This window comes from Acidimicrobiales bacterium, from assembly GCA_035531755.1.
Classification (GTDB): Bacteria; Actinomycetota; Acidimicrobiia; order Acidimicrobiales; family UBA8190; genus DATKSK01.
On record DATKSK010000030.1, the window covers coordinates 149775 to 175092 of the forward strand.

The following is a 25318-nucleotide window of genomic DNA, read 5'->3' on the forward strand; positions in this document are numbered from 1 at the left end:
CCCTCAGAACCGGTAATAGATGAACGGCGCCACGCCCTGCGGCCCGAGCGTCGTGATCACCAGCAGCGCCACCCCCAGTATGGCCCCTTGCACACCCAGCCGTTGACGCGCGAACACGCGCTGCGTCCGGCCCACGGCATCGGTGGGCAGGTACTGCAGGGCGATGGTGCCCGCGATCGCGACCACCAGGAGCGGCGTGACGAGAGGAGCGCGGCCCCACGCCGTGAACAGTCGCCCGAGCAGCGTGGTCGCCGTCGAGAACGAGTCGGCTCGGAAGAACACCCAGCCCAGGCACACGATGTGGAAGGTGACGACGCGCTGCAGGGCCACCCGGAGGGTGCCCCCCGGGAGCGGCTCGAGCCCGGCGGCCGTCCGGCGGGCCCGCCGGACATGGCCTCCCACCTGGCCGAACCCGTGAATCGCCCCCCAGGCGACGAAGGTCCAGGCGGCACCGTGCCACAGGCCCCCGAGGACCATCGTGACCATGATGTTCCTGGCCACCCGCCACCGCGACCCCCGGCTGCCCCCGAGCGGGATGTACAGGTAGTCACGCAACCACCGCGACAGGGTCATGTGCCAGCGCCGCCAGAAGTCCTGGAGGTTGCGGGCCGTGTACGGCGCATCGAAGTTGTCCGGGAAGCGGAACCCGAGGAACAGCGCCAGGCCGATGGCGATGTCGGTGTACCCGCTGAAGTCCGCGTAGATCTGCACGGCGAACCCGTAGATGCCGAAGAGGACCTCGAGCGCCGAGTGCTGGTGCGGAGCGGAGAACACCGGGCGCACGATGGCCGACTCGACGTACGACGAGATCACGACCTTCTTGAAGAGGCCGGCGGCGACGAGCCACGCGGCCCGGCCGAAGTCGATCCCGGCGGGGTCGCGCCGGCGGCGGATCTGGGGGAGGAGCTCCTGCCCCCGGACGATGGGGCCGGCCACCAGATGAGGGAAGAACGACAGGTACACCACCAGGTCGACGGGCCGGGCCGGCTCGATGGTGCGCCGGTACACGTCGATCACGTAACTGAGCGCCATGAACGTGAAGAACGAGATACCCACGGGCAGCGTCACGGCCAGGAGCGGCGCCACACGCCCCCCGCCCAGGGAGTGGAGCAGGTTGTCGAGGTTGACCGCCAGGAAGCCGTAGTACTTGAACCATCCGAGGATGCCGAGGAGCGCCACCACGCTCGTCCCGAGAGCGAGGCGTCGCCGGCGATCGTCCTCGAACCGCTGCACCGCGGTGGCGCCGACATGGGCGACGAGCGTCACCCCACCCAGCAGGAACACGAACCGCCAGTCCCACCAGCTGTAGAAGACGTAGCTCGCAGCCACCATGGCGGCCTTCCACGCGCGCGGGTACGGGTTCAGCAGCCAGTTCGCCGTGAATGCCACGGCGAAGAAGATCGCGAAGTCGATGGTGGGGAACAGCATGTGTGCGATCACCCGTTGTCCGGCGCGGTCGCACCCCCGGATCGCACGGCCGACCGAACCCCGCGCAGGCTACCGCACGCGACGCGGCGCGCCGCACCTCCGGAACCCGCGCGCCGGGGCGCGCGCACGGGAGCGGGTGGCGGGCCCGGAGGGGCCCGCCGGGATCAGCGGCGCGCCTTCAGGGCCTCGATCAGCTTCGGGACGACCTTGTGCACGTCGCCCACGATGCCGAGGTCCGCGACCGAGAAGATGGGCGCGTCCTGGTCCTTGTTGATGGCGACGATGTTCTTCGAGCCCTTCATGCCCACGAGGTGCTGGGTGGCGCCCGAGATGCCGCAGGCGATGTAGACGGTGGGCTTCACGGTCTTGCCCGTCTGCCCGACCTGGTGGGAGTACGGGACCCAGCCGGCGTCCACGATGGCCCGGCTGGCGCCCGCCGCTCCCCGGAGCAGCGTGGCCAGCTCCTCGATCAGGGCGTAGTGCTCGGCCCCGCCCAGGCCGCGGCCTCCCGACACCACGACCGCGGCCTCGTCGAGCTTGGGCCCGCTGCGCTCCTCGGCGTGGCGGGCGACGACGGTGGCGCCGTTGCTGGCACCGAGCTCGGGCACCGGGACGGGGACCACCTGCGCGCCGCCGCCGCCGGCGGGCTCGGCCGAGAAGGACTTGGCCCGGACCACGAAGATCCAGGGCCGCTCACCGGTGAAGCGGGCCGTCGCCACCTGCGCGCCCCCGAACATGCCGTGCTGGGAGCGGACGTCGTCGCCCTCGGTGACCAGGTTGACGACATTGGTGATCACCGGCGAGTCGAGCCGGACCGACAGCCGACCGGCGATGTCGCGGCCGTCGTAGCTGGCGGGGACCAGGATGACGTCGGGGCGGTTGCCCGAGCCGATCAGTGCGGCCATGGCGGCGGCGACCGGTGCCCCCGGCAATGCGTCGCCGATGTCGCCGACGTCGTGGACGGTGGCGGCGCCGTAGTTGCCGAGCTCGGCGGCCACCGCCGCGGTCCCGGGGCCCCAGGTCACGGCTTCGGTGGTGGTCCCCATCGAGCGGGCCTGGGTGAGCAGCTCGAGCGTGGTGCTGGTGGGGCTTCCCTCGGCGCTCTCGGCGAGGACCCATACCTTGTCGATCGACATTCTCTTCTCCTGGAGCCGTGCGTTTCGGTGGCGGGGCCGGTGCGCGGGTGGGCGGGGGGTGCGGAGTGCGGGCGGTGCCGGGCTCAGACGAGCTTCAGCTGCTCGAGGAACCGGACCACGTGCTCGTGGCCGTCACCCTCGTCGACGACGATCTCGCCGGCCTTGCGCTCGTCGGCGGGGGTGACCTCGGAGACCTCCTGGCGCGCGCCCGCCGCGCCGACCTGGCCGGCGTCGAGGCCCAGGTCCGACACGGTCAGCTGCTCCACCGGCTTGGACTTGGCCGCCATGATCCCCTTGAACGACGGGTAGCGCGGCTCGACGACACCGGCGGTCACGGTGACCACGGCGGGCAGCGGGCAGTCGACTTCGTCGTAGCCGGCCTCGGTCTGGCGCTCCACCCGCATGCGGCCGTCGCCGACCGAGACCTTCTTGGCGAACGTGACCGAGGGCAGGCCCAGCAGCTCGGCGATCTGGACCGGCGTCGTCCCGGTGTAGCCGTCGGTGGACTCGGTGGCGGCGATGACGAGGTCGGGCTGGGCGCGCTCGATGGCCTTGGCGAGGACCTTGGCCGTCGACAGCGCGTCGGAGCCCTTGAGGGCGTCGTCGCTCACGAGGATGGCCTTGGCCGCGCCCATGGCGAGGGCGGTCCGGAGCCCGGAGGTCTCCCCGGCGGGCGCCATCGAGACCAGGGTGACCTCCCCGCCGCCGGCCTGCTCGGCGAGCTGGAGGCCCATCTCCACGCCGTAGGCGTCGGAGTCGTCCAGGATCAGCTTTCCCTCCCTGACCAGGGTGTGGGTCTGCGGGTCGAGCGCCTGGGGCGCGGCCGGATCGGGGATCTGCTTGACACAGACGACGACGTTCATGGGCGCGATTGTTCCCGAGAACCCCGCCCCTCGACCAATCCGTGCAGGGTGGTCGCCCGCGCCGCGGCCGGGGCGGCGACGGCGTCAGGCCCGGCCGAGGGCGCCGAGGGTGTCGGCCACCCGGTCGGTGATCACCCCGTCGACGCCGGCGGCGACCACGGCGTCGAGGTCCCCGGGGAGGTTCACCGTCCACGTCACGACGGCCATGGCGAGATCGTGCGCCCGGGCCACGAGCGACGCCGTCACCTGCGAGTGGTGGGGGTGCAGCGCCGCGCACCCCAGGCCGGAGGCGACCTCGAGCATCGGCAGGGGGTCGAGCGACGGGTGCACGAGCAGCCCGAGCTCGACCGCCCCGGCCGCGGCACGTCCGCGGTCGGCGTCTCTGAGCGCCGTCAGGGTCCCCGGCCAGAACGAGGAGACCACGACGTGCGCCGGCCACGCGGGCCCGCCGGCGGCCAGGACGACGGCGACGTCGGTGGCCACCTGCTCGAAGGGGTCGTACCCGGGCTCGGTGGGCAGGTTCTTGATCTCGACGTTGACCAGGGCGCCGGCGCACGTGGCCAGGGCGTCCCCCAACGTGGGCAGCCACGGTGGGAGGGCGTCGGCGGGTGTGGCCCCGACGGCGCCCGAGCCCGGGACCTCGGCGTCGTGGTGGACCACGAGGGCGCCGTCCGCGCTCCGACGGACGTCGAGCTCGACGCCGTCGGCCCCCGCCCCCAGGGCGCCGGTGAAGGCCTCGAGGGTGTTCTCGCGCCAGGGCCCGGTCCCGCCCCGGTGGGCCAGGACCGCCACCGGGGCGCCCTCGCCCCGGCGCGGCCACCCGAACTGCTCTTCGGTCATTTCCTTGTTCTTCCTTGCCTTCTGAGGCCTATCGAACGAATCTTCGCGCTTGCGGGGGTGAGCGCTTGGGAGTAGCTTCACATTCACCGATCACTCCTGGCGGTCAACCCTCGTGGCCAGCCAAGTGAACGGGTTCACAAGTGGGCGGACGGCGAACGCTGCACGGTACCGGAGGAGGTAGTCGTGGCACTCATGTGGAACCGCTCGGTCGAATGGGACGCGGACGACTGGCGCAAGCTGGCAGCCTGCCGGCACACCGAGCCTGACCTCTTCTTCCCCGTGGGCACCACCGGCCCGGCGATCGAGCAGATCGAGGCGGCCAAGCGGGTATGCCGGGCGTGCGAGGCCATCGAGCCGTGCCTGGAGTTCGCCCTCGCCACGAACCAGGAGTCGGGCATCTGGGGAGGCACCTCGGAGGAGGAGCGCCGCAAGCTCCGCAAGGCCTGGCTGGCCGCCCGTCGTCGAGCCTCCTAGCCGCTCCCCCGCACACCGGTCGCCCCCGATCACCGACCCGGCCCCGGAGATCCCTCCGGGGCCGTTGCGCGTCCCGTCACCCGTCGCGGGCGTGTCCCGGCGAGCCGGGGGATATCCTCGTTCCCGAGGCGGGACGCAATTCTTCTTCCCTCTCACTGCCTCGGCGAGAGGTGCCGCCATGGATGACGCACCGGTGGGCCGGCGGCTCGCCACCAGGTGGGTCGACCGTTCCATCGGGTCGAAGGGTCTCGTCGTCATCGCCGTACCGATCACGATTCTCGTGGTCGTCCTGGCGTCGACCTTCTGGTTCACCCACGTCGACGACCGGGCCCAGGACGTGGCCAGCCACGCCCGCCAGATCGTGGACGCCGCCACCACGCTCGAGAACGGCCTGCTCTCGGCGCAGACCGGGGTGGGCGGGTACCTCCTGACCGGCGAGCCGGCGTTCCAGGCCGCATACGCACGCGCCCAGGCCATGGTCCCCGCCCAGCTCGGCGGGCTCAGGGCGCTGACCGCCGACACGCCCGTCGGTCGGCGGTGGGGACGTGCCATCGACCGGGACACCAACCGCCTGCTCTTCGACATGACCCAGCTCACGCTGCAGACGGTGCGGCCCGCACCGTCGGCGGTGGCACGCACGCTCCTGCGCTTCAGCCAGGCCGAGACCGTCCAGCTGCGTGCGGACGTCTCGTCGCTGACCGCGGTCGAATCCGCCGTCATCGCCGACCAGCGCGTCGCCATCCGCACCTCCAACGCCGTGCTGCCCGCCATCGCCATCGCCGCCGTCGTCCTCGCCCTCGCCGGTGGCGTGATCGTGTCCCAGCTGTTCACCGCCGGTGTCGTCACGAGGCTGCGTCGCCTCGAGCGCGCCACCGAGGCACTCGAGCGCGGCGAGACGCCGGTCGACGTGCCGACCGGTCGCGACGAGATCGGCAGGCTGTCGGCGAGGCTCCTCGACGCCACCACCCAGATGCGAGACCGGGTCGAAGAGCGCGACCGGGCGCGGCGCGAGCTCGAGGACATCCTGACCGCCAGCCCCGTGGTGTCACTGCGCTACGACGTCGGCAGCCGGCGCTTCTCGTATGCGAGCCCGAACATCGAGCGCCTCCTCGGCATCTCCGCCGCGGACGTCCTCGCCGACGCCCGCACCATCGTGGACCGGCTGCATCCGGTTTCCGCCCTCGAGCTGCGCGACGCGCTGGTGGCGGGCGCGGGGCGCGGCGGCGACCGTCTCGAGATCCTGCTGCGGTTCCGCCGCGACCCGGCATCGCAGGAGTGGCACGAGGTCGACGGGGTGTACACGGTCGACACCGGCCCCGGGGGCGGGATCGAGGCGATCGTCGCCTACCTCGTGGACGTGTCCGAACGCCACGTGGCGCAGCGCGCCGCCGACGACCGCCGGTTCCTCTTGGAGTCCATCGTCCACGCCTCTCCCGACACGATCGTGGTGCGCGACACAACCGGGCGCGTCGTCCTGGCCAGCTCGGACCTGGCCGGCGTGATCGGCGCCGCCGACCGGCCCGGCAGCGGCCCCTCGCCCGACGACCTGATCGAGCGCGCCGACCGCCTGGGCAGCGTCCCGGCCGCCGAGCGCGCCGTGCTCGACCAACTGATCGCCCGCTGCATCGCCGGCGAGCGCATCCCCGAGCCCGTCGTGACGACGGCGCGCCTGGCCACCGGCGAGGTCCGCACCTTCGAGACCCGAGCCCGGCCCGTGTTCGACCGGTCGGGCCACGTCACCGGGACCGTCACGGTGTCACGCGACGTGACGGACCAGGTGCGGCTCGAGCACTCCCTGCGCCTCGCCTCCAGCGATGCCGAGCGCGCCAGCGAAGCCAAGAGCGAGTTCCTGTCGCGCATGAGCCACGAACTGCGCACGCCGCTCAACGCCATCCTCGGCTTCGCCCAGCTGCTCGAGCTCGACGACCTCCCCGACGACCAGGCGTCGAGCATCGACCAGATCCAGCGGGCGGGACGCCACCTGCTGTCGCTCATCAACGAGGTGCTCGACATCTCGCGCATCGAGGCCGGACGACTGAGCCTGTCGACGGAGTCGGTCGAGGTCGGCGAGGTCCTCGACGAGGTCACCACGCTCCTCGCACCGGTGGCCGAGGCCGCCGACATCGAGCTGTCGGTCGACGTCGGCGCCGGGCGCGCCCTGCGGGTGCGCGCCGATCGCCAGCGCCTCCTGCAGGTGCTGCTCAATCTGGGGTCCAACGCCCTGAAGTACAACAACCGGGGCGGCGCGGTGTCGTTCCGGACCGATGCCCGGGGGGAGGGCCGGATCCGGTTCGAGGTCAGGGACACGGGGCCCGGCATCCCCCTCGAGCAGCAGGACCAGCTGTTCATCCCGTTCTCGCGGCTGGGGGCGGAGCGCTCCGCGGTGGAGGGGACGGGCGTCGGCCTGGCCCTGTCCAAGCAGCTGGTCGAGGTCATGGGGGGCGCCATCGGCGTGGAGTCGACCCCGGGCCACGGGTCGACGTTCTGGGTCGAGCTCACCCGCGTCCCCTCCCCCGCAGAGCCCGACGGCCACGGCGGTGCGGTGCGGAGCGCCGACGCGACGGGTGGGGCGGCGGCGACCGCCGCACCGGCGCCGGGACGTCCTCGAACGCCGACCGGGAACGGGCGCGGGGCCGGGCACGAGGGGCACCGGGGCATCGTCGTGCTGCACATCGAGGACAACCCCTCCAACGCCTCGCTGGTCGAGCAGGTGCTCGCCAAGCGCCCCGGGGTCAGGCTGATCGGGGCCGCCGAGGGCCGCTCCGGGCTCGAGCTCGCCCGCCAGCACCGCCCTGACCTGGTCCTCCTCGACCTCCACCTGCCCGATCTCCCCGGTGACGAGCTCCTGCACCGGCTCAAGGCAGTGCCCGAATTGGTCGACACCAAGATTGTCGTCGTGAGTGCGGACGCCACTCCGGGCAGGATCAGGGAGATGCTCGACCTCGGTGTCGAGGGATACCTGACCAAGCCCGTGGATGTCGGAGCACTCCTGCGGCTCGTGGACCACGAGATCGGAGCGAAGCAAGGGTGAACGTCGACCAGAGGTCGCAGGGCACGCAGGTGCCCACGAGCCCGGGGTGGGCGTCGCCCCGTCACCCGGGGTGGACGACGTCGGGGCAGAGCCCCGCGACCCGCGCCCGGGTCGACAACGACAACAATGCACGTGCGGTGGTGGGGGGCAGCACGACCGGTAGGCGGGCGCAGGACGACCCGGAGGTAGGTCCGTGACTTTGACCGACGAAGACCACATGGTGCTCGTGGCCGAGGACGACTCGGCCAGCCGCACCGCGACCAGGCTCTTCCTGCAACGGGTGGGGTACCGCGTCGGCGAGGCCACCGACGGGCCTGCCACGCTGCGCGAGGCGAGCCTCGGCCGCTACGACCTGGTCCTGCTCGACCTCGGGCTCCCCGGTCTCGACGGCGAGGAGGTGCTCGCCCGGCTGCGTCGCGACAGCGCGCTGCCGGTCATCGTCCTGACCGGTCGCTCCGAGGAGTCCGAACGCGTCCGCGTCCTCAACCTCGGCGCCGACGACTACGTCGTCAAGCCGTGCTCGCTCCCCGAGCTCGAAGCCCGCATCCGGGCGGTGCTGCGCCGCGGCCAGCCGACGCAGCCGGCGAACCGCATCGAGCACGACGGCCTCGTGATCGACCGGGCCGCGCACCGCGTCGAGGTGGACGGCCGCGGCGTCGACCTCACGCCCAAGGAGTTCGACCTCCTGGTGTTCCTGGCGGCGACCCCCGAGCAGGTCTTCACACGCGAGGAACTGCTCGAGCACGTCTGGGGCTCGACCCAGGAGTGGCAGGACCCGGCCACGGTCACCGAGCACGTCCGCAGGCTCCGGCTCAAGCTCGAGCCCGACCCGGCGACGCCGCGCTGGCTGCACACGGTGCGGGGAATCGGCTACCGCTTCTCGGTGATGGCCGGGGACTGAGGCTGCGGCCCAGCCGTCGACGGCTGGGCCTACGGGGCCGTCGTCGACGACGGCTGCGGGCAGACGACGATCGGGGACACCGAGCCCGAGGACACCGAGCCCGAGGACGCCGAGCCAGAGGACGCCGAGCCCGAGGACGTGCCGCCCGGGATCGTGCTGCCCGTGCCGCCCGGGACCGCCGTGCCCGGCGCCACCGAGTGGAGCGGGACGGGGACCGGTGTGGGCGTCGGGGTCGGGGTCGGGGGCGGGGTTTGCGGTAGGCCCGCGGTCGCCACGGTCCCACCGTCGGCACCGAGGAGGTCGAGGGTGCCGCGCACGTCGTACGGGCCCGTGCCCGTCGACGCCGTCGCCGCGCTGACGCGGTGCGCCACGACGGCGATGCCGTCGACGGGCGCCATCTGGTCGACCGAGCCGTCGGCGAAGGTCATCCGGACCGACGCCACGTCGCTGCCGACCTCGACGGCCACCCACCACACCGGATCGCCCTCGACCACGCCGAACGCCCCGGCCGACAGTTGCTGCGGCTCCTGTGCGGCGTTGCCGCCGCCTGTCGGCGCCGTGGTCGTGGTCACGGGAGGCACGATCGTGGTCACGGGAGGCAGGATCGACCCGGGCACGGTCACCGGCTCGGGTGCGGTCTCGGCCGGCCCCGTGGAGGTGCCCCCGGCCGAACCGGACGCCGCTCCGATCCCCGTCCCGGCGCCGGCGGCCGGCGACCCGACGCAGACGGGCGACGAGACGACCCCCTGTCCCACGGCGCTGTCGTCGGAGAGCTCGATGCTGAACGAGGGCCCGACCGACACGTAGGGCGACACCTCGGTGGTCGTCGTCCCGGTGGATCCGGGCGAGCCCGGGGACACGGGCAGGTTCGGGGCCAGCGTCGTCGCCGGCGACGGGTCGGTCGAGCCTCCCGCGACGGGTGCCGACGGGGAGGGCACGCACGGGGATCCCGACGGGGCGAGGCGGTAGACGCGCACGGTCACGCCGTCGGCGGTGGTCCGGCTGAAGACCTTGGTGGCCGAGCCCACCTCGCCGCCGGTGCCCGCGCCGCCCGGGCAGATCGTGGCCGTGCCCGGCGCCGCGACGGAGGGCGATGCCTTCCCGCCCACCACCGTGGTGGAGGAGACGGGGCCGGCGCCGGCGCGCGACGCCGTGGTCCCGGTGGAGGCGGCCGCCTCGCCGAAGTACCCACCGGCCGCCCCGACCACCAGGGCCAGCGCCGCGGCCCCGGCCAGCAGCCGCTGGCGTCGGCGCGTGGCCGCCGCCAGCCGGCCTGCCAGGTCCCCCCAGTTGGCGGCGGTCACGGGCGTGCCGCCGGCGCGCTGCGCCAACGCCTGGCGCAGGCGGGCCTCGATGTCGGGAGCCCCCGACGGTGTCATCGCCGTGTCATCGTCCATCGTCAACCACTCCTCGCAAGCGCTCGAGCCCACGGTGCACGAGCGACGCCACCGTGCCGGGACGGCACCCGAGCGCCACCGCGATCTCGGCGTCGGGCAGGTCCGCGTAGTACCGGAGCACGAGTGCCGCCCGCTGCCGGTACGGGAGCGTGCCCAGGGCCGCGCCCAGGACCCCGGCGTCGTCGGCCCGGGCCTGCTCGGCCTCGGCGGCGGCGGCCTCGGGGTCGCCGGCCGCCCCCGAGCCGCGGCGGTGCGGCGGCAGGTGGTGGTCCTCCCCGGGCGGGCGCGGGCGCTCGCGCCAGGCCCGGCGGTGGTGCGAGCGGCAGGCGTTCACGACCGAGCGGTGGAGGTAGGCGCGCGGGTCGCGGACGCCGTCCCAGCGGCGGTGCAGGTGGACGAAGGCGTCCTGGACCAGGTCCTCGGCCGTCTCGGGTGAGTCGACGAGGACGCGGGCGAGGCGCACCATGTCGGCGAACGACCCCAGGTACAGGTCGCCGAAGGCGCAAGCCACGGGGGCGTCGCCACGACCCGGGGCCGCCGCCGCCGTCCCCGGCGTCCCGGACCCATCGCGGTCGTGCTCCCCCGGGCCGGGGCGGACGCCGGTGCGGGGTGCGGGGCCCGGCCCCGGATCGGGGGACGACGCGGGCCCGGCTCCGGACCCGGTCACGACGACCCCGCCGAACCCTGCCGTCGCGCCGTGAGGTGCCATCGCCTGGTCAGACGCACGACGGGGCGCGAACCTTGCACCGTCACCCGATTCCTCAGGGCGCGGGGCTGCCGCCGGCGGGGTCCCGGACGGGGAGCACGATCGTGACGAGGGTGCCGAGCGTGCTCTGCATGGAGATCGAGCCGTCGAGCTGGCTGGTGACGAGGTCGCGCACGATCGAGAGCCCCAGGCTGGTCGTGCGGTCGATGTCGAAGCCCGGCGGCAGGCCGCACCCGTCGTCACGGACCTGCAGCGTCAGGTGCTCGCCGTCGTTTACGAGCACGAGGTCCACGTGCCCGATCGCCTCCGGCCCGGTGTCGCCGGGGCCCGGCGCGGCGCCTGCGCCGTCGGTGGCGTCGGCGTCCGCCCCGATCGACGGGAACGCGTGCTCCACCGCGTTCTGGAGGAGCTCCGCCAGCACGACGGCGAGCGGCGTGGCGACGTCGGCGGCCACCTCCCCCACGTCCCCGGTGACCCGGATGACGATGTCGCCCTGTGAGACCACCGAGTCCTCCGCCATCCGCACCAGCGATCCCACGATCTCGTCGAAGGGGACCTGGTCGCCGGGCTCGCGCGACAAGATCTCGTGGACGAGGGCGATCGACCGGACCCGTCGTTCGGCCTCGCGCAGCTCCTCCTGGCCCTTGCCGGGCTCGAGCCGTCGCGCCTGCAACCGCAGGAGGGACGAAATGGTCTGCAGGTTGTTCTTCACCCGGTGGTGCACCTCGCGGATGGCGGCATCCTTCGACAGCAGCAGCCGGTCGAGGCGGCGCAGGTCCGTGACGTCGCGCAACAGCACCATGGCGCCCGTCACGGTCCCCTGCTCGAGCAGCGGGGTGCACTGCAGCATCACGATGACGTCCGGCCGCCGCTCCACCTCCTCGGTGACGGGGCACCCGGCGCGCAAGGCGTAGTCGACGGCGGTGTCGTCGATGCCGAGATCCGACAGGCGGCGACCCTCGACCACGTCGGTCACGCCCATGCGGTGCAATGCGCTCATGGCGTTCGGTGACGTGTAGCGCACGAAGCCGTCGGGGTCGATGAGCACGAGCCCATCCCCGACACGTGGAGCGTCCTCGGTGGTGTACTCCTCGCCCGCGAACGGGAAGTCCCCGGCGGCCACCATGCCCGCCAGCCGCGTGTACAGGTCGCGGTAGACGCGCTCGAGGCGCCCCGGGCGCCGGTCCTCGAGGGGGGCCACGCGCACGACGACGGCGATGGGGTCGCCGCCGTGGCGCACGGGGATGCACTCGAGCTGGGCGGTGTCGGGCACGGCGGGAACCTCCCCGGTGTCCCGCGAGTCGGGGTCGGCCGACGTCAGGCGGGCGTGCACGGGGACCGGGATGACGGCGAACCCCGACGCCACGGAGCCGCTCGCCATCGACTCGCCCACCACGGGCCAGTCGGCGGCCTCGACCATCTGGCCCACCAGGTCCGCCCGCAGGAGGGTCGCCCACGTGGTGGGGCGGATCTGGCCCAGGACCACGAGCCGGGCGCCGTCCGTGCCCGCCACGGGCGCCACCAGCAGCAGGTCCGAGAACGACAGGTCGGAGAGCACGCCCCACGACCCCAGCAGCCGCTGCAGGTGGGCCAGGCTGCCGGCATCGAGCCCGGTGTGCCGTGCGGCCGCCTCGCCGGGCGTCGTCATCACGATTCGAGGGCGGGCGACGCCACGGGGACGTCGACCCCGCGCCGGGCGCGGAACGCCCGCAGCGTCGACACGTGGAGGCGGTCGAGCATGGCGGCGAGCTCGGCGGACCGGTCCGCCACGTCGGCGAGGCGATGGGCGTCCGACGCCGTGGTCAGCGGGACCCCTCGTGCCACGAACCGCTCGAGCAGCTGCGGGGCGGGGTACGCCTCGGCCACGGGCTTGCGCCAACCCGCCGACGACACCTCGGCGGCCATGCCCGACGTCACGGCCGCCTCGACGAGCCGGTCCCAACACTCCTCGGGGGCGACGGGCCGGTGGCCGGTGACCTTGATCAGGTCCGGGTGGGCGAGCACGTCGCACGTGGCGGTGGCGGCCAGTTCCTCGATCGCCGCCGCATAGGCGCCCCAGGCGGCATCGACGTCACGTGTCGACCACTGCGCCATGGACACGGGGTCGCCGAGGTCGTCGAACCGCCACACGCCGATCCAGTGGACCGACCCGAGCAGGACGTCGAACGGGTACCCGGCGAGCAGTGCGGCCACATCGTCCATGCGGCCGCGGTAGTAGTCCACCTCGAGCCCGAGTACCACGGGGAGGCCGGCGTCCTTGGCCGCCAGCACGCACTCGACATAGGCGTCGAGGTCGGCGCGGGCATGGTCGTCCCAGTACGCCGCCATCGACGCCCGCAGGGCCTCGTCGGGCTCGTCGTCCCAGAAGCCGCGCAGCAGCCGGTCCGCCTGCGAGAACCGGAAGAGGTGCTCCGTGAGGGCGATCTCCCCCACGCCGACCGACCGGGCCCGCTCGCAGTAGTCGGCCACCTGCTCGAGTGTGGGCGCGGTGTCGCGCTGGCCGTGGGGCCACAGATGGAGGTGGTAATCGAGCATCGGATCGGGATCGGGATCGGGCTCGGGCTCGGGCGCGGGCTGTCAGGCGCCGGTCGGTGGCGTGTCGTCGGCCCGGCGGACGAGGGTCACGCCGTCGCGCACGGTGAGCTGCACGCACACCACGCGGGGGTCGGCCGCCACGGCGTCGTTGAACGCCCGCAGGGCGACGGTGTCCGTCGAAGTGTCACCCTCGTCCACGACACGCCCGCTCCAGAGGGTGTTGTCGGCGGCGATGATCCCGCCGGGGGCGAGCTTCGGCAGGACGGCCTGGTAGTAGGCGAGGTAGTTGGACTTGTCGGCGTCGATGAAGACCAGTCCGAAGGGCCCCGCGAGGCGCTCGACGGTCTGCAGTGCCGGCCCTTCCACGACCTCGATGCGATCCGCGTAGGGGCTCGACGCGATGTGCGACCGCGCCGCAGCGGCGTGGACGGGGCTGAGCTCGCACGTCGTGATGCGGCCCCCGGGAGGCAGGCCGGCGGCCATCGACAGCGAGGAGTAGCCGCTGTATGTCCCGATCTCCAGCACCCAGTGCGGCCGCAGCGCGTACACCAGCATCTCGAGGAACCTGCCTTCGAGCGCGCCCACCATCATCTGGGGGGAAGGCAGGGTGGCGCGAGTCTCCTCGGCGAGCGCGGCGAGGTGGGCCGGCGGGGGTGTGGTGTGCGCGTGCGCGTAGGCCTCGAGCACGGGGTCTGCGATGTCGGTCATGTCGTCCTCCGGGCGCATCGTAGGCCCCCGGAGCGGGGCGGCGGCGCGGAGGCGGCGCGGAGGCGGCGCGGAGGCGGCGCGGGCGGCGGCGCGAGCGGCGCTAGGAGGGCACCAGCGGTCGCACGAGGCGCATGACGTCGTCGAGCGCACGCATGTAGGCGTAGTGCGCGGCGGGGGTCCCGTCCCGTGCCGCCACCGCGTAGGTGGCATGGAGCCAGCGGTGGGCGGCAGCGTTGTCGTCCTCGGCGCCGACCCCCTCTTCCCGGTCGATCTCGCCCAGCAGCTCGTACAGACAGGCGGCATCGAGGCGGGCGAAGTCCCGCACGATCCGCTCCAGATCCCGGTCCTCCCCGGCGACGCTGGCGACGTCGGCGAATTCGATCTGACCGGCCGCGCCGTCGGGACCGGCCGCACCGTCGGGACCGACGGAATCGGCGAGACCGACGGAATCGTCGGGACCGACGGAATCGTCGGAGCCGGCCTGCCCGCCGCCCCGGAGGCGTCGGCACCGTGACCACCGGTCCTCGTAGCCGAGCACCAGGATGGCGCCGACCCGGCCGAAACGCTGTACCACCGCGGCGCGTGCCGTCGGCGAGGCGTCGGGGTCGCCCAACAGGGTCAGCGCAGTGGCGACATCGGCGATCATGTGCTCGGCACGCAGACCGAGCTGTTCGGCGTCCTCACTCGCCATCGCCTGCCGGAGCAATTCGGTGGCACGCCGGTGGCGGCTCGCCGCCCGTCGCCCGCACCCCGCGCGCGGCGTCACCGGCTGACGCACGCCCGACCTGTCGAGGGCGTCCTCGAGCTCGTCGTCGCGCTCACCGGGAGTCGGGCACGGATGGCCCGCCCGGCACCATGGGACGCCGGGGCCCACGCGGTTGGCGCAGGGCCGACCGGTAGTCGTGAACGCAAAGCCGCACGCTCTCGCCGTCGTCACCATGGCCGTGCCGGGTCGAGCCCCTCTCGTCCGCCTCGCTTCCGCTTCCTCACGCCATGATGTCGGCATCGACGGTGCCGGACTTCATCGCGGACTGCACAATCCTCCGGCACCGTCCACGACGCAACGACGGGCCCACCCGTGGGCCGGACGCCGTCGCACACGACGACACCCCTGGAAGCCCCGAGCCCTCGGTGGTGCACGCCTCAGGACGGCGTTCGGGCGCGCCACCCCCCGGCGGCGCTCGGTGCGGAGTACCCCCCGTGCACCAGGCTGATCGGGCGAGCCCCGGCCAGCGTCCGCATGCGACGCCGCGCGGACAGGCCCTGCCCGCGCCCCGCCGGCGTGCGCTTGCTCCCGCGAGCGTCGGGGCCGGGCCGCCGGGTGCCTGAGTTCTTTGGGCCCGTGTGCACCGGCGCGAAGGCCCAAAGAACTAAGGCGCGGGTCGGCGGCGGCCGATGGACTCCTGATGATCGAATCCCGGGGCCTACTCGACATCGCCGTCTGGCTCCCCGACGCGGTCGTCGTGATCGACGACACTGCCAAGCTGATCTGGGCGAACGAGGCCGCCGAGCGACTCTTCGGGGTCGACAGCTCGCACCTGACGGGCACCGACTGCCTGATGTTCGTCCATCCCGACGACAAGGAAGTGGCGGCCGTCGCCATGACCAGCATCCAGGGCAAGACCGTCGGCACGCCCATCGAGATCCGGGTGCGGGCGGCCGACGGCTGGAGGCTGGTCGAGGTCATCGGGGCCAACCTGCTCGACCGGCCGTCGGTGAAGGGCCTCGTGCTGAGCCTGCGCGACCTGACCGAGCGCCGTCGGTGGGAGGTCGCCTCCGACGAGATCGGCAAGTTCCGGTCGCTCGTCCACAACGCCGCCAGCGTCATCATGCTGCTCGACGCCGCCGGCCGCATCGAGTCCGTCTCCGCCGCCATCACGAGGCTGCTCGGCCACGACCAGGAGCTCGTGGAAGGCAGGCCGCTCGTGGAGTTCGTGACGGCACATGACCGCGGCGCCATGGCCGCAGCGCTGGCCCGTTCCGTCGACGAGCCGTCGTGGAGCCGCTCCCCCACCGTCGTCGAGGTCGAGCTCCTCCGCCGTGGGGGAACCGACGGCGTGCCCTTCGAATTCAGCATCGTGAACCTCCTCGACGACCCCACGGTCGGCGGCCTCGTGGTGTCGGGGCACGACATCACGCAGCTGCGCGCCACGCGTGACGCGCTCGAGGAGCTCACCACCTTCGACCCGCTCACCGGGCTCGCCAACCGGGCGACGCTTCGCGCCCACCTCGAACGCTGCTTGGACAATCCCCTCACGGCCGTCGTCTTCCTCGACCTCGACGGCTTCCGCCCCATCAACGAGCAGTACGGGCAGGCCACGGGGGACAAGATCCTGCGGCATCTGGGCAAGCGCCTCGAGTCGTCGGTGCGCAAGGGCGACGTCGTGGCGCGTTACGGCGGCGACGAATTCGTGGTGGTGGCCGCCATCAGCGACCCCGCGGAGCTCGAAGCACTCGCCGCCCGGCTGGCCGGGGGCATCGAGGAGCCGGTCGAATTGCCCGAGGGCACGTTCTGCCTGAGCGCCAGCGTCGGGCTCGCCTATCCCGGGCCCGGCGACACCGCCGCCACGCTGCTCGGCCGGGCTGACGCCGCCATGTCGATCGCCAAGCACCACTCCGAGGGCGGCGGCAGCTACACCGAGCAGTAGGGCGCCCCGGCCGACGTCCTCGGCGTGCCCCGGGAGGACCTCGCCGTCGCCCCGGACTACCCTCGCTGGGATGACGTCCCGCGCTCGTCCCCATCCGCGTGAAGAGATCCAGGCCGCCGTCGACCGGTACCACGAATTGCGGCGCCGCATCGACGAGGGCCTCGAGCCCGACGGGTTCGGGGCCCTGGCCGACTTCTACACCGATGACGCCGTCTACGTGGACGCCGCCTGGGGGCGCATCGAGGGCAGGGCGGCCATCGCCCACTGGCTCGAGCACTCGATGGTCGGCCTGGGGGACTGGAAATTCCCCGTCGAGTTCACGGCCATCGACGGCGATGACGTCGTCGTGAAATGGACCCAGATCATCCCAGGCACCCGCGCCGACGGCTCGCCGTACACCCAGTCGGCGTACTCGCGCCTGCGTTACGCCGGCGACGGCAGGTTCTCGTACGAGGAGGACACGTACAACATGGCTCACGTCCTTGAGGACGTGGCCGCCAGCGGGTGGGCGCCCACCGAGCCCATGAACCTGCCGCCCCAGCACCCCGATCGCAACTGGGCGCTGCCGTAGCCGCCGGACCGCCCGTTGCGCCCGCAGGCGGGCGTGCCCGCCGCACGGTGCATCCACACCGACCGCCTGATCCTCGGTCCGGTGGCCCCGACCGTCGCCCGGCGCCGTGCCGTACGCGCCGACCCGGTCGGGTTGATGGGTGTCGCTAGCCCACCGGCGGCGAGGACGGCGGGGTCCCGGGCCCGAAGGGCCCGACCGTGAACCCGGCGGTCCCGAAGGTGAAACGCAGCGGTTGGGCGACCAGGATCGGCGTGGCCGCCTGGGGCGCCACGACGCCGAGCGAGAGGCCCTGGTAGCACTCGCCCGGGGTGCCCGACGACTGCTGGCCCGCGGGTAGCACCGAGGTACAGGTCACCGGGTAGGTGAACTCGAACCAGGCCCGCTGCCCGCTGGTCATGGGGACCGGCGCGGTCGCCGCCCCCGCCGCGCTGCCGACGGTCGGGTCGTCGTGGACCGGGGCGGCCAGCGTTCCGCCCCCGGGGGCCGTCACCGACAGGCCGACGTAGCCCGCCAGGGTGCACGGCGCCGCCGATGTGTCGGTCATCGCCACGACCTCGTAGAGGGTTCCCGCAGTGATCCGCCAGTTGTAGAGGTAGGCGTTGAGCTGTGCGGTGGTGCAGCGCGGCGGTCCGGGGATCGTCGTGGTGGTCGGGGCGGTCGTGGTCGCCACCGGCTGCGCCACCGGCCGATGGTGCTCGGCCCAGAGGTGGTGGGCGAAGACCACGCCGCGGTCGATCCCGAACGCGGCGGCACCGAGCGCGACGACGATCAGGACCGTCAGCGTGGTGACCTTGGCCCGGCGGATCCGGCGGCGATGGCGCACCATGCGGCGGACCCTCTGCTGGGTGACGAGGGGATTGCGTTGCTCCATGGGGTACACCAGAGTGCCGCATCAGCGGCTCGGGCGCGACCACGGTGTCGACGCCGCTACCGCGACGAACGGAAGAGGGGGTTCTCCGGTGGGTCGGCGACGGCCGGGAGGTGGTCGGGCGGCGGGCGCCGAGGGCGCCCCTGGTCGAGGGCGAGGCGGGTGGCGTGGCGGCGGTTCTCGGAGGCCGGCTCCTCGGCCTCCGCCTCGGGGTCGACCCCACCGGACGCGAACACCGGCAGGTCGTCGACCTGGGGGGCGGGGACCACGTCGTCGGCGACGGCCCACGGGACGCCCGAGGGACCGGGGAGCGGCCGAGGTCGACCGGGAGCTCGGGCGCGGTGGCGTCCGCAGGTCCGGTCGCGGGCGTCACGCGATCTCCGGCCCCCACAGCTGCGCACCCAGGCGCAGCAGGCCGGCGAGGTCGTAGACGTCGGTCTCGAAGTAGGGGACGCTGACGAGCGACTCGGGCACCGTGGCCAGCTCGGACCGCTGCTCGTCCTCGCGCTGGGCCACGATGCGGTAGTCGAGGTAGCTCTGGCCGATCTCGGTGAGGACGCGCCGGATCTGGTCGACGTCGCCCCCGCCCACCTCGGGCGCCAGTGCGGCGGCGAGCTCGTCGGCCCGATCGCGCACGCTCTGCGCCACGACCAGACCGGTCGGGTCGCGCAGGTAGTCGGGCAGCACCTTGTTGAGGACGATGGCCCCGAGGTGCAGGCGCCGGTCGACGAGGGCCTGCGCGAAGAACTCCGCTTCGCGCAGCGGGACGGCTTCGAGCGTCGACACCACGATGAACGACGTCCGGCGGTCGGCCATGAGCCGGTGCACGGCGCGCGCCCGCTCGACGAAACCGCCGTACATGGACTGGAAGAGGATGAAGAACTGGGCGATGTCCTCGAGGAACTGCGTCCCGAGGATCCGGTCGGCGACCTGGTAGAAGGGCCTCGACGCCAGGTTCACGAGCTTGGACCGGTACGGCACGATGAGCCATCGCAGCAGTCGGCTCGAGAAGAACTCCGCCATGCGCTCGGGTGCGTCGAGGAAGTCGAGGGCGTTGCGCGTCGGGGGCGTGTCCACGACGATGAGGTCGTAGGTCCCCTCGGCGTGGATCTCGAACAGCCGCTCCATGGCGATGTAGTCGTGGCTCTGGACGAAGCGCCCCGAGATGTTGCGGTAGAGGGGGTTCGACAGGATCTCGTCACGGGTCCGCTCGTCCGGCGCGTGCAGGCGGACCAGCGCGTCCCACGACTCCTTGGTGTCGAGCATCGCCGCCCACAGCTCGCCTATCGGCTTCACGCCGGCGTCCACGAAGGCGGCGTCGGGCACCCGGCGCTCGGTGTTGCCGATGCCCTCGAGGCCGAGGGCGTTCGCCAGCCGCCGAGCGGGGTCGACGGTGAGCACCAGCACCTTCCCGCCGATCCGGGCGGCCGCCATGGCCGCCGCCGCCGCCGCCGTCGTCGTCTTGCCGACACCACCGGGCCCGCAGGCCACCACGATCTCCTTCGAGGCCAGCAGGCCGTCGAGCGACGCCCCCCGATGGTCGGGCGCCCTCCCCCGGCGCGTCGCCATCAGGATCCCAGCTCCTCACCGAGCGAGCGCGCCACCTGGCGGATCGTGCGCAGCCCGTGCAGGCGCGTGAACAGGAACGGCAGGTACAGCATGGGCACGGCGGGGTCGATGCCGGCGCGCAGCCGTTCGAGGTGCGCCGCACGCGTCCGCCGGAGGGTGACAGCCAGGCGGGCGGCGTCGAGGACGGGGGACGCGTCGCCCTGCACCAGTCGCCCGAGCTCGGCGGACACCTCCGGGCGGCACAGCTCGGTGAACACCTCCTCCTCGCTGCGCCCGAACAGCTCGGGCAGCACGCGGTTGACGATCACCGAGGCCAGCTGCACCGTGGTCTCCGCCGCCACCCGGCCGGCGAGCTCGATCGTCTCGTTGACCGGCATCTCCTCGGGCGTGGTGACGATGGCGACCCCGGTGGTGGCGGGGTCCGACAGGATGTCGAGCATCCAGTCGGTCTGCGACCGGATGAGCCCGACCTTGACGAGCTCGTTGATCGCCTGGGGGGCCGACAGCTGCCCGACGATGTGCCCGGTGGCGGGGGCGTCCACGACCACGAGGTCGTAGTGGCGCTCGCGGACCTCGTAGCAGAACTTCCCCACCGTGAGGATCTCGCGGACCCCGGGGGCGGCCGTGGCCACGAAGTCGAACGCCTTCGCCAGTGGCCCGATGCGGCCCACCACCGGGATCCGCAGGTTGAGCCGCAGGTACTCGCGCAGGGAAGCCTCGGTGTCCATCGACATCACCCACAGCGACGGTTGCACCTCGCGAGCCGCGAAGCTCGTGGGGCCCGTCTCGAGGTAGGCGGCGACGTCGCCTTTGGCGTCGACCTCACACAGCAGCGTGCGGCGCCCGTGCTCGGCGGCGTGCAGCGCCAGGGCGGCGGCGACCGTGGTCTTGCCGACGCCCCCCTTGCCGGTGACGAACAGGAGCCTGCGGTCGAGGAGCCCCACCATGGGGCGCGCCGCGCCGGTCACCGGTCGAGGCACCGACCGGTCGGGCTCAAGGGGCGCCGAAGCCGACCCGGCGCTCGTGGGTGGGTGCCCCGACCTCGATGTAGGCGACCTTGGCCACGGGCACCGCCACACGCCGGCCCTTGCGGTCGGTCAGCCACAGGACGGCGTCGTCCCCGCTCAGGGAGGACTCGATCTGCGCGATGACTGCGTCGCGGTCGGCGTCCTCGCCCAGTTCGACCTCGAGCTCCTTGGCGCTCTGCACGATCCCGATGCGCACGTCCACCTGTGCCTCGCTCCTCCGCTCTGACCATGCCCCCGCCCGGGTGGCGACCGACCATACAACTGTGGGCCACACTAAAGCCCATGGAGCCGACTCCGGTCACGACGACCGAGCGGGCCCGCCGGTGGGCGGCCACCATGGCCGGGCACGGCGACCAGGGCGTCCGCACGGCGCACGCCGATTCGGGTGCGACCCTCGGCATCGACGGCCCCGTCCCCGCGCACGGCCGGGAGGCCCGCGAGGAGGTCGAGGACCTCGTCCTCGCCCCGGGGGCGACGCGGGCGGCGGGCGGGGGCCGGCGCACCCTGCCCGAGGAGCCCGACGCCCTGCGCACCTGCTTCGAGCGTGACCGGGACCGGATCCTCCACTCGTCCTCCTTCCGCCGCCTGGCCGGCAAGACCCAGGTGTTCATCTTCCCGGCGGACCACCAACGCACCCGCCTGACCCACGCCCTCGAGGTGGCCCAGGTGGCGACGGGGATCGCCCGGGCCTGCCGCCTCAACGTGGCGCTGACCGAGGCCATCGCCCTCGGCCACGACTGCGGGCACGGCCCCGGCGGCCACATGAGCGAGGACGCCCTGGGTGTGTTCCTGCCCGGCGGGTTCGACCACGCCGTGTGGGGCGCGGACGTCTCGCTCAGCGGGCTCAACCTGTGCGACGAGACCCTCGACGGAATCCGCAACCACTCGTGGTCGCGCCCCGCCCCCCGGACCCCCGAAGGGGAGGTCGTCAGCTGGGCGGACCGCATCGCCTACGTGTGCCACGACTGGGAGGACGCCGTGTCGGCCGGGATCGTCACGCCGGCCCTGCTCCCCGACGTGGTGCTGCGCCGCTGCGGCGACACCCGGTCGAGCCAGCTGGGGAGCTTCATCGACGGCATGGTGCGGGCGATGCTGCAGACGGGGCGGGTGGGGATGGACGAGGACCTCGCCGAGGCCCTGGCGGCGTTCCGGAGCTGCAACTACGAGCACGTCTACCTGCGCCCCGCATCGGTGACCCAGGGGGCCTCCGTCGTGGCGGTGCTGCGGGCGCTCGTGTCGCACTTCGCCGACCACCCCAACCGCATCCCCGACGTCAGCGGCGTCGGAGGCCTCGCCGGCGGGAGCGACGCGGCCGTGGTCGAAGCCGTCGCCTACGTGGCGGGGATGACCGACCGCTTCGCCCTGGGCATCGCCGTGTCGGACCTCGGATGGGACCCCGAGCGCCTGCCCCGCGGGATCGGCACTGTCAGCGGACGTTGAGCTCCCGCCGGTAGATGCGCGCCGGCCCGAGCTCCTCCATGCGTTGCGCCAGCGCGTCGAAGGCGGCGGCGGCCTCCCCACCGGGCTCCGACACGAGCACCGGGACCCCGACGTCGCCCCCCTCGCGCACCGCGGGCACGAGGGGGATCCGGCCGAGCAGCGGCACCTCGAGGTCGTCGGCGAGCGCCTGGCCGCCGCCGGCGCCGAAGAGCTCGTAGCGCCGGCCGTCGTCGCCGGTGAACCACGACAGGTTCTCGACGACGCCCCGGACCGACAGCTTCAGCTTGCGGGCCGCGTACGCCGATCGCTGGGCGACGCGCTGGGCGGCGGCCTGCGGCGTGGTGACGACCACGATCTCCGTGCGCGGGAGGTACTGCCCGAGCGACAGGGCCACGTCGCCGGTGCCCGGCGGCATGTCGACGAGGAGGAAGTCGGGCTCCCCCCAATAGGCGTCGACGAGGAACTGCTCGAGCGCCTTGTGCAGCATGGGCCCGCGCCAGATCACCGGCTGCTCGTCGGGGACGAAGAAGCCCATCGACAGGCAGCGCACCCCGTGGGCGATGGGCGGCACCAACAGGTCGTCGATGGCCGTGGGGGGCCGGCCGACCCCGAGCATCTTCGGCACCGAGAATCCGTAGACGTCGGCATCGAGGAGCCCGACGTCGTGGCCGCGTGCGGCGAGGGCCACTGCCAGGTTCACCGTGACCGACGACTTGCCCACGCCCCCCTTGCCCGAGGAGATCCCGACCACGCGGGTACGCGAGCCGGGCGCCATGAACCGGTTGGGCCGGCCCTCCTCGTGGCCGAGGGGCCCCGGAGGCCCGCCCGGGGCACCGTGGACGTGGCCCCCCCGGGCCGGCACGAGGTGCTCGACAGGCTCGCCGCCGGGCCCGAGCGCCAGCCGGCGATGCAGCTCGGCGCGCTCGTCGGTGGTCATGACGCTGAGCTCGACCCGGACGGGGCCGGCCCCGGCGACCGAGCCGACGGCCTGCCCGACCAGCGCCACCAGGTCGTCGGCGGCCGGCCAGGCGTCGACGGGCAGCGCCACGACGACCGAGGTCTCCCGCCGCCCGGCCCGCACCGAGCGGAGCATGCCGAGCTCGCCGAGGCTGCGCCGAAGCGCCGGGTCCTCGACCGCGGCCGCGGCGTCGCGCACTTCGGCTTCGCTGGGGGCCACGGGGCGTCTCTCCGAAGGGGGTCGGGCGGCGCGACCAGGGGTTTTCGGCCGGCTCACCAGGTAGACTAGCCGTGTGCACACCGCACCCGACCTCGGTCCCGGCGCGCCCGCGGACCGCCGGTTCTCCGCCGCGGTGGCGGCCGTGACCTCCGCCTTCGGCGATCCCACCCGTCGGGAGATCTACCTGCACGTGCGGTCGCACCCCGGCGTGACGGCGTCGGAGGTGGCGGCCGCCTTCTCGCTGCACCCGAACGTCGCCCGTCACCACCTCGACCGCCTGGCATCGGGCGGCTACCTCGAGGTGAGCCTCGAGCGCTCGCCCTCGGCCGGCGCGGGCCGGCCCTCCAAGCGCTTCCGCGCCGCCGACGGGCCCGGCGGGGACCCCACCCTCGACCTGGTCACGCATCGCGACGACCTGCTGGTGTCCCTCCTCGCCGAAGCCCTCGAGCTCCTGGGGCCCGCCGATGCGGAGCGCATGGCCGAGCGCGTGGGCGAGGACTACGGGCGCGTCCTGGCCGAGCGCATGGAGCCCGGCGAAGGGCAGCGGTCGCTGCGCGCCGCCATGCATGCCATCGCCGACGCCTTGACGGCCCACGGCTTCGCCGCCCATGCCGAGGACCGCGGCAACTCGACCGCCGTGGTGGCCGAGCACTGCCCCTTCGGCGAGGCGGCCACCGCGCACCCTGTCATCTGCGCGGTGGACCGGGGCATGGTGCGGGGGCTGCTGGCGGGGCTGTGCGGCTCGACGACCGAGGGGCCCATCCCCGTGGTGTTGTCGTCGAGGGCCCGTGGCGACGACGCCTGCGCCGCGCTGGTCTGACCCAGCTGGTCCGACGCTGCCGCGCCACTACCTCGACCACGCCTCGACCTCGCCGCCGCGCCCCGAGGTGGTGGCGGCGGTCATGCGCTGGCTCGAATCCTCCGGCGGGCTCGTCGGCGACCCCGGCCGCGTCCACAGCGAAGGGCGCGCCGTGCGCGCCGCGGTGGAGGCGGCACGCGAGCAGGTGGCGGCGCTGCTCGGCACCCGCCCGCGCCAGGTCGTCTTCACGTCCGGGGGCACCGAGGCGGTGAACGCAGCGGTGTGGGGCGCCACCCGGGCCCGACCGGGGCGCCCGACGGTGCTGGCCGACGTGGAGCACTCCAGCGTGCGCGAGGCTTCGGCCCGGGCCGGGCCCGTCGTGGCGGTGGCCGTCGACGGCACGGGACGCATTCACCCGGCCGTCGTCGAGGAGGCGCTCGACCGGGCGCGGCGCGACGGTCCTGGTGCCGCGCTCGCCCACTGCCAGGCCGCCAATCACGAGGTCGCCACCACCCAGCCCGTCGCCGAGGTCGTGGAGGTCTGCCGCCGGCACGACGTGGTCGTCCACGTCGACGCTTGCGCGGCGGCCGGGCACGTGCCCCTGGCCCTCGATGACCTCGGCGCCGACCTGGTGTCGGTGAGCGCGCACAAGCTCGGGGGGCCGCCGGGGATCGGCGCCCTGGTGGTCCGGCGCGGCACGCGCGTCGACCCCCTGCTCGTGGGCGGGGAGCAGGAACGCGCCCGACGCGGCGGCCTCGAGAACGTGCCGGGGATCCTCGGCTTCGGGGCCGCCGCCGAGGTCCTGGCCGACCCCGGCCGGTTCGGCCGCGAGGCCGCGGACGCCCGACGCCGCACGGCGAGGATCCTGCAGGTGGCGAGGTCCGTCGACGACGTCACGGTGCTCGGCGACCCCGACGACCGGGTGCCGCACGTCGTGTGCATCGCCGTCGGCGGCGTCGAGGCCGAGCCCGTCCTCCTCGCGCTCGACCAGGCCGGCATCGCCGCGCACTCGGGCTCGTCGTGCTCGTCCGAGTCGTTGGCGCCCTCCCCGGTCCTCGAGGCCATGGGGGCCGACGCCGAGCGCTCGCTGCGACTGTCGGTCGGTTGGTCGACGACCGACGCGGACGTCGACGCGTTCGCCGCCGCGTTCCCACGCGTCGTCGACCAGCTGCGCGCCCTACGGTCCTGACGCGCCCTGC

Annotated in this window: 24 protein-coding genes; 8 read left to right on the top strand and 16 right to left on the bottom strand. The window is 73.6% G+C overall.

All coding sequences use genetic code 11. The features are described 5' to 3' along the window. Window positions 1-3: 3 nt before the first annotated feature. The 4 genes from VMV22_06710 to VMV22_06725 all read right to left on the bottom strand — a co-directional run bounded on the left by VMV22_06710 (window position 4) and on the right by VMV22_06725 (window position 4267). Entirely contained in the window at window positions 4-1428 is a 1425-nt protein-coding gene (locus VMV22_06710; protein HUY22014.1) for an MBOAT family protein, read from the bottom strand. A gap of 164 nt (window positions 1429-1592) precedes the next feature. Then, window positions 1593-2564, bottom strand: coding sequence for an electron transfer flavoprotein subunit alpha/FixB family protein (locus VMV22_06715; GenBank protein HUY22015.1), 972 nt, complete (start codon window positions 2562-2564; stop codon window positions 1593-1595). 83 nt (window positions 2565-2647) lie between these two features. Further along, complete coding sequence (locus tag VMV22_06720) at window positions 2648-3427, bottom strand: electron transfer flavoprotein subunit beta/FixA family protein (protein HUY22016.1); 780 nt, start codon at window positions 3425-3427, stop codon at window positions 2648-2650. Between the two features lie 84 nt (window positions 3428-3511). Then, window positions 3512-4267, bottom strand: coding sequence for a glycerophosphodiester phosphodiesterase (locus VMV22_06725; GenBank protein HUY22017.1), 756 nt, complete (start codon window positions 4265-4267; stop codon window positions 3512-3514). Between the two features lie 192 nt (window positions 4268-4459). On the opposite strand from VMV22_06725, the gene VMV22_06730 reads away from it, so the two are divergent. From VMV22_06730 to VMV22_06740, 3 genes are all read left to right on the top strand, one after another. Continuing rightward, a complete protein-coding gene (locus tag VMV22_06730) occupies window positions 4460-4741 on the top strand; it encodes a WhiB family transcriptional regulator (protein HUY22018.1) in 282 nt (93 codons plus the stop codon). A 178-nt stretch (window positions 4742-4919) separates the two neighbouring features. Continuing rightward, window positions 4920-7772 carry an ATP-binding protein gene (locus VMV22_06735; protein ID HUY22019.1) on the top strand — a complete coding sequence of 951 codons (2853 nt, stop codon included), beginning with the start codon at window positions 4920-4922 and terminating at the stop codon, window positions 7770-7772. A 199-nt stretch (window positions 7773-7971) separates the two neighbouring features. After that, window positions 7972-8673 (top strand): response regulator transcription factor, encoded by a 702-nt coding sequence (locus VMV22_06740; GenBank protein HUY22020.1) that lies wholly within the window; start codon window positions 7972-7974, stop codon window positions 8671-8673. A gap of 29 nt (window positions 8674-8702) precedes the next feature. On the opposite strand, the gene VMV22_06745 is transcribed toward VMV22_06740, so the two are convergent. The 6 genes from VMV22_06745 to VMV22_06770 form a co-directional block, all read right to left on the bottom strand. Then, entirely contained in the window at window positions 8703-10070 is a 1368-nt protein-coding gene (locus VMV22_06745; GenBank protein ID HUY22021.1) for a hypothetical protein, read from the bottom strand. Then, window positions 10060-10581, bottom strand: a complete 522-nt coding sequence (locus tag VMV22_06750) for an RNA polymerase sigma factor (GenBank protein ID HUY22022.1) — start codon at window positions 10579-10581, stop codon at window positions 10060-10062. Before VMV22_06750 ends, VMV22_06745 begins: the two co-directional genes overlap by 11 nt. A gap of 250 nt (window positions 10582-10831) precedes the next feature. Further along, window positions 10832-12424 carry a histidine kinase N-terminal domain-containing protein gene (locus VMV22_06755; GenBank protein HUY22023.1) on the bottom strand — a complete coding sequence of 531 codons (1593 nt, stop codon included), beginning with the start codon at window positions 12422-12424 and terminating at the stop codon, window positions 10832-10834. Beyond that, window positions 12424-13311 (bottom strand): histidinol-phosphatase, encoded by an 888-nt coding sequence (locus tag VMV22_06760; GenBank protein ID HUY22024.1) that lies wholly within the window; start codon window positions 13309-13311, stop codon window positions 12424-12426. Before VMV22_06760 ends, VMV22_06755 begins: the two co-directional genes overlap by 1 nt. 42 nt (window positions 13312-13353) lie before the next feature. After that, a complete protein-coding gene (locus tag VMV22_06765; protein HUY22025.1) occupies window positions 13354-14019 on the bottom strand; it encodes a class I SAM-dependent methyltransferase in 666 nt (221 codons plus the stop codon). A 100-nt stretch (window positions 14020-14119) separates the two neighbouring features. Then, window positions 14120-14710, bottom strand: coding sequence for a hypothetical protein (locus VMV22_06770; GenBank protein HUY22026.1), 591 nt, complete (start codon window positions 14708-14710; stop codon window positions 14120-14122). Between the two features lie 715 nt (window positions 14711-15425). Between VMV22_06770 and VMV22_06775 the strand changes: the two genes are divergently transcribed. Beyond that, window positions 15426-16667 (top strand): diguanylate cyclase, encoded by a 1242-nt coding sequence (locus VMV22_06775; protein HUY22027.1) that lies wholly within the window; start codon window positions 15426-15428, stop codon window positions 16665-16667. A 70-nt stretch (window positions 16668-16737) separates the two neighbouring features. Further along, on the top strand, window positions 16738-17238 hold the full coding sequence (locus tag VMV22_06780; protein ID HUY22028.1) for a nuclear transport factor 2 family protein: 501 nt from the start codon (window positions 16738-16740) through the stop codon (window positions 17236-17238). Window positions 17239-17383: 145 nt separating this feature from the next. Here the strand turns inward: VMV22_06780 and VMV22_06785 are convergent, their stop codons facing one another. The 5 genes from VMV22_06785 to VMV22_06805 all read right to left on the bottom strand — a co-directional run bounded on the left by VMV22_06785 (window position 17384) and on the right by VMV22_06805 (window position 20905). Then, on the bottom strand, window positions 17384-18109 hold the full coding sequence (locus tag VMV22_06785) for a DUF4232 domain-containing protein (GenBank protein HUY22029.1): 726 nt from the start codon (window positions 18107-18109) through the stop codon (window positions 17384-17386). Between the two features lie 56 nt (window positions 18110-18165). Beyond that, the gene (locus VMV22_06790; GenBank protein HUY22030.1) at window positions 18166-18375 is read right to left on the bottom strand and encodes a hypothetical protein; all 210 of its coding nucleotides are present in this window, start codon (window positions 18373-18375) and stop codon (window positions 18166-18168) included. Window positions 18376-18475: 100 nt separating this feature from the next. Further along, window positions 18476-19675 (bottom strand): ArsA-related P-loop ATPase, encoded by a 1200-nt coding sequence (locus tag VMV22_06795; GenBank protein HUY22031.1) that lies wholly within the window; start codon window positions 19673-19675, stop codon window positions 18476-18478. Then, window positions 19675-20655, bottom strand: coding sequence for an ArsA family ATPase (locus tag VMV22_06800; GenBank protein HUY22032.1), 981 nt, complete (start codon window positions 20653-20655; stop codon window positions 19675-19677). The genes VMV22_06795 and VMV22_06800 overlap by 1 nt, the downstream gene beginning before the upstream one ends. Window positions 20656-20668: 13 nt before the next feature. Continuing rightward, window positions 20669-20905: a DUF3107 domain-containing protein gene (locus VMV22_06805; protein ID HUY22033.1), complete on the bottom strand. Its 237-nt coding sequence runs from the start codon at window positions 20903-20905 to the stop codon at window positions 20669-20671. Between the two features lie 80 nt (window positions 20906-20985). Here VMV22_06805 and VMV22_06810 point away from each other — a divergent pair, with 80 nt between their 5' ends. Next, entirely contained in the window at window positions 20986-22143 is a 1158-nt protein-coding gene (locus VMV22_06810; protein HUY22034.1) for an HD domain-containing protein, read from the top strand. On the opposite strand, the gene VMV22_06815 is transcribed toward VMV22_06810, so the two are convergent. After that, the gene (locus VMV22_06815; protein HUY22035.1) at window positions 22130-23320 is read right to left on the bottom strand and encodes an Mrp/NBP35 family ATP-binding protein; all 1191 of its coding nucleotides are present in this window, start codon (window positions 23318-23320) and stop codon (window positions 22130-22132) included. The genes VMV22_06810 and VMV22_06815 overlap by 14 nt on opposite strands. Window positions 23321-23393: 73 nt before the next feature. Here VMV22_06815 and VMV22_06820 point away from each other — a divergent pair, with 73 nt between their 5' ends. Together VMV22_06820 and VMV22_06825 are read left to right on the top strand one after the other, a co-directional pair. Continuing rightward, window positions 23394-24140, top strand: coding sequence for a helix-turn-helix domain-containing protein (locus VMV22_06820; protein ID HUY22036.1), 747 nt, complete (start codon window positions 23394-23396; stop codon window positions 24138-24140). Next, entirely contained in the window at window positions 24109-25308 is a 1200-nt protein-coding gene (locus tag VMV22_06825) for an aminotransferase class V-fold PLP-dependent enzyme (GenBank protein HUY22037.1), read from the top strand. Before VMV22_06820 ends, VMV22_06825 begins: the two co-directional genes overlap by 32 nt. Window positions 25309-25318: the final 10 nt, after the last annotated feature.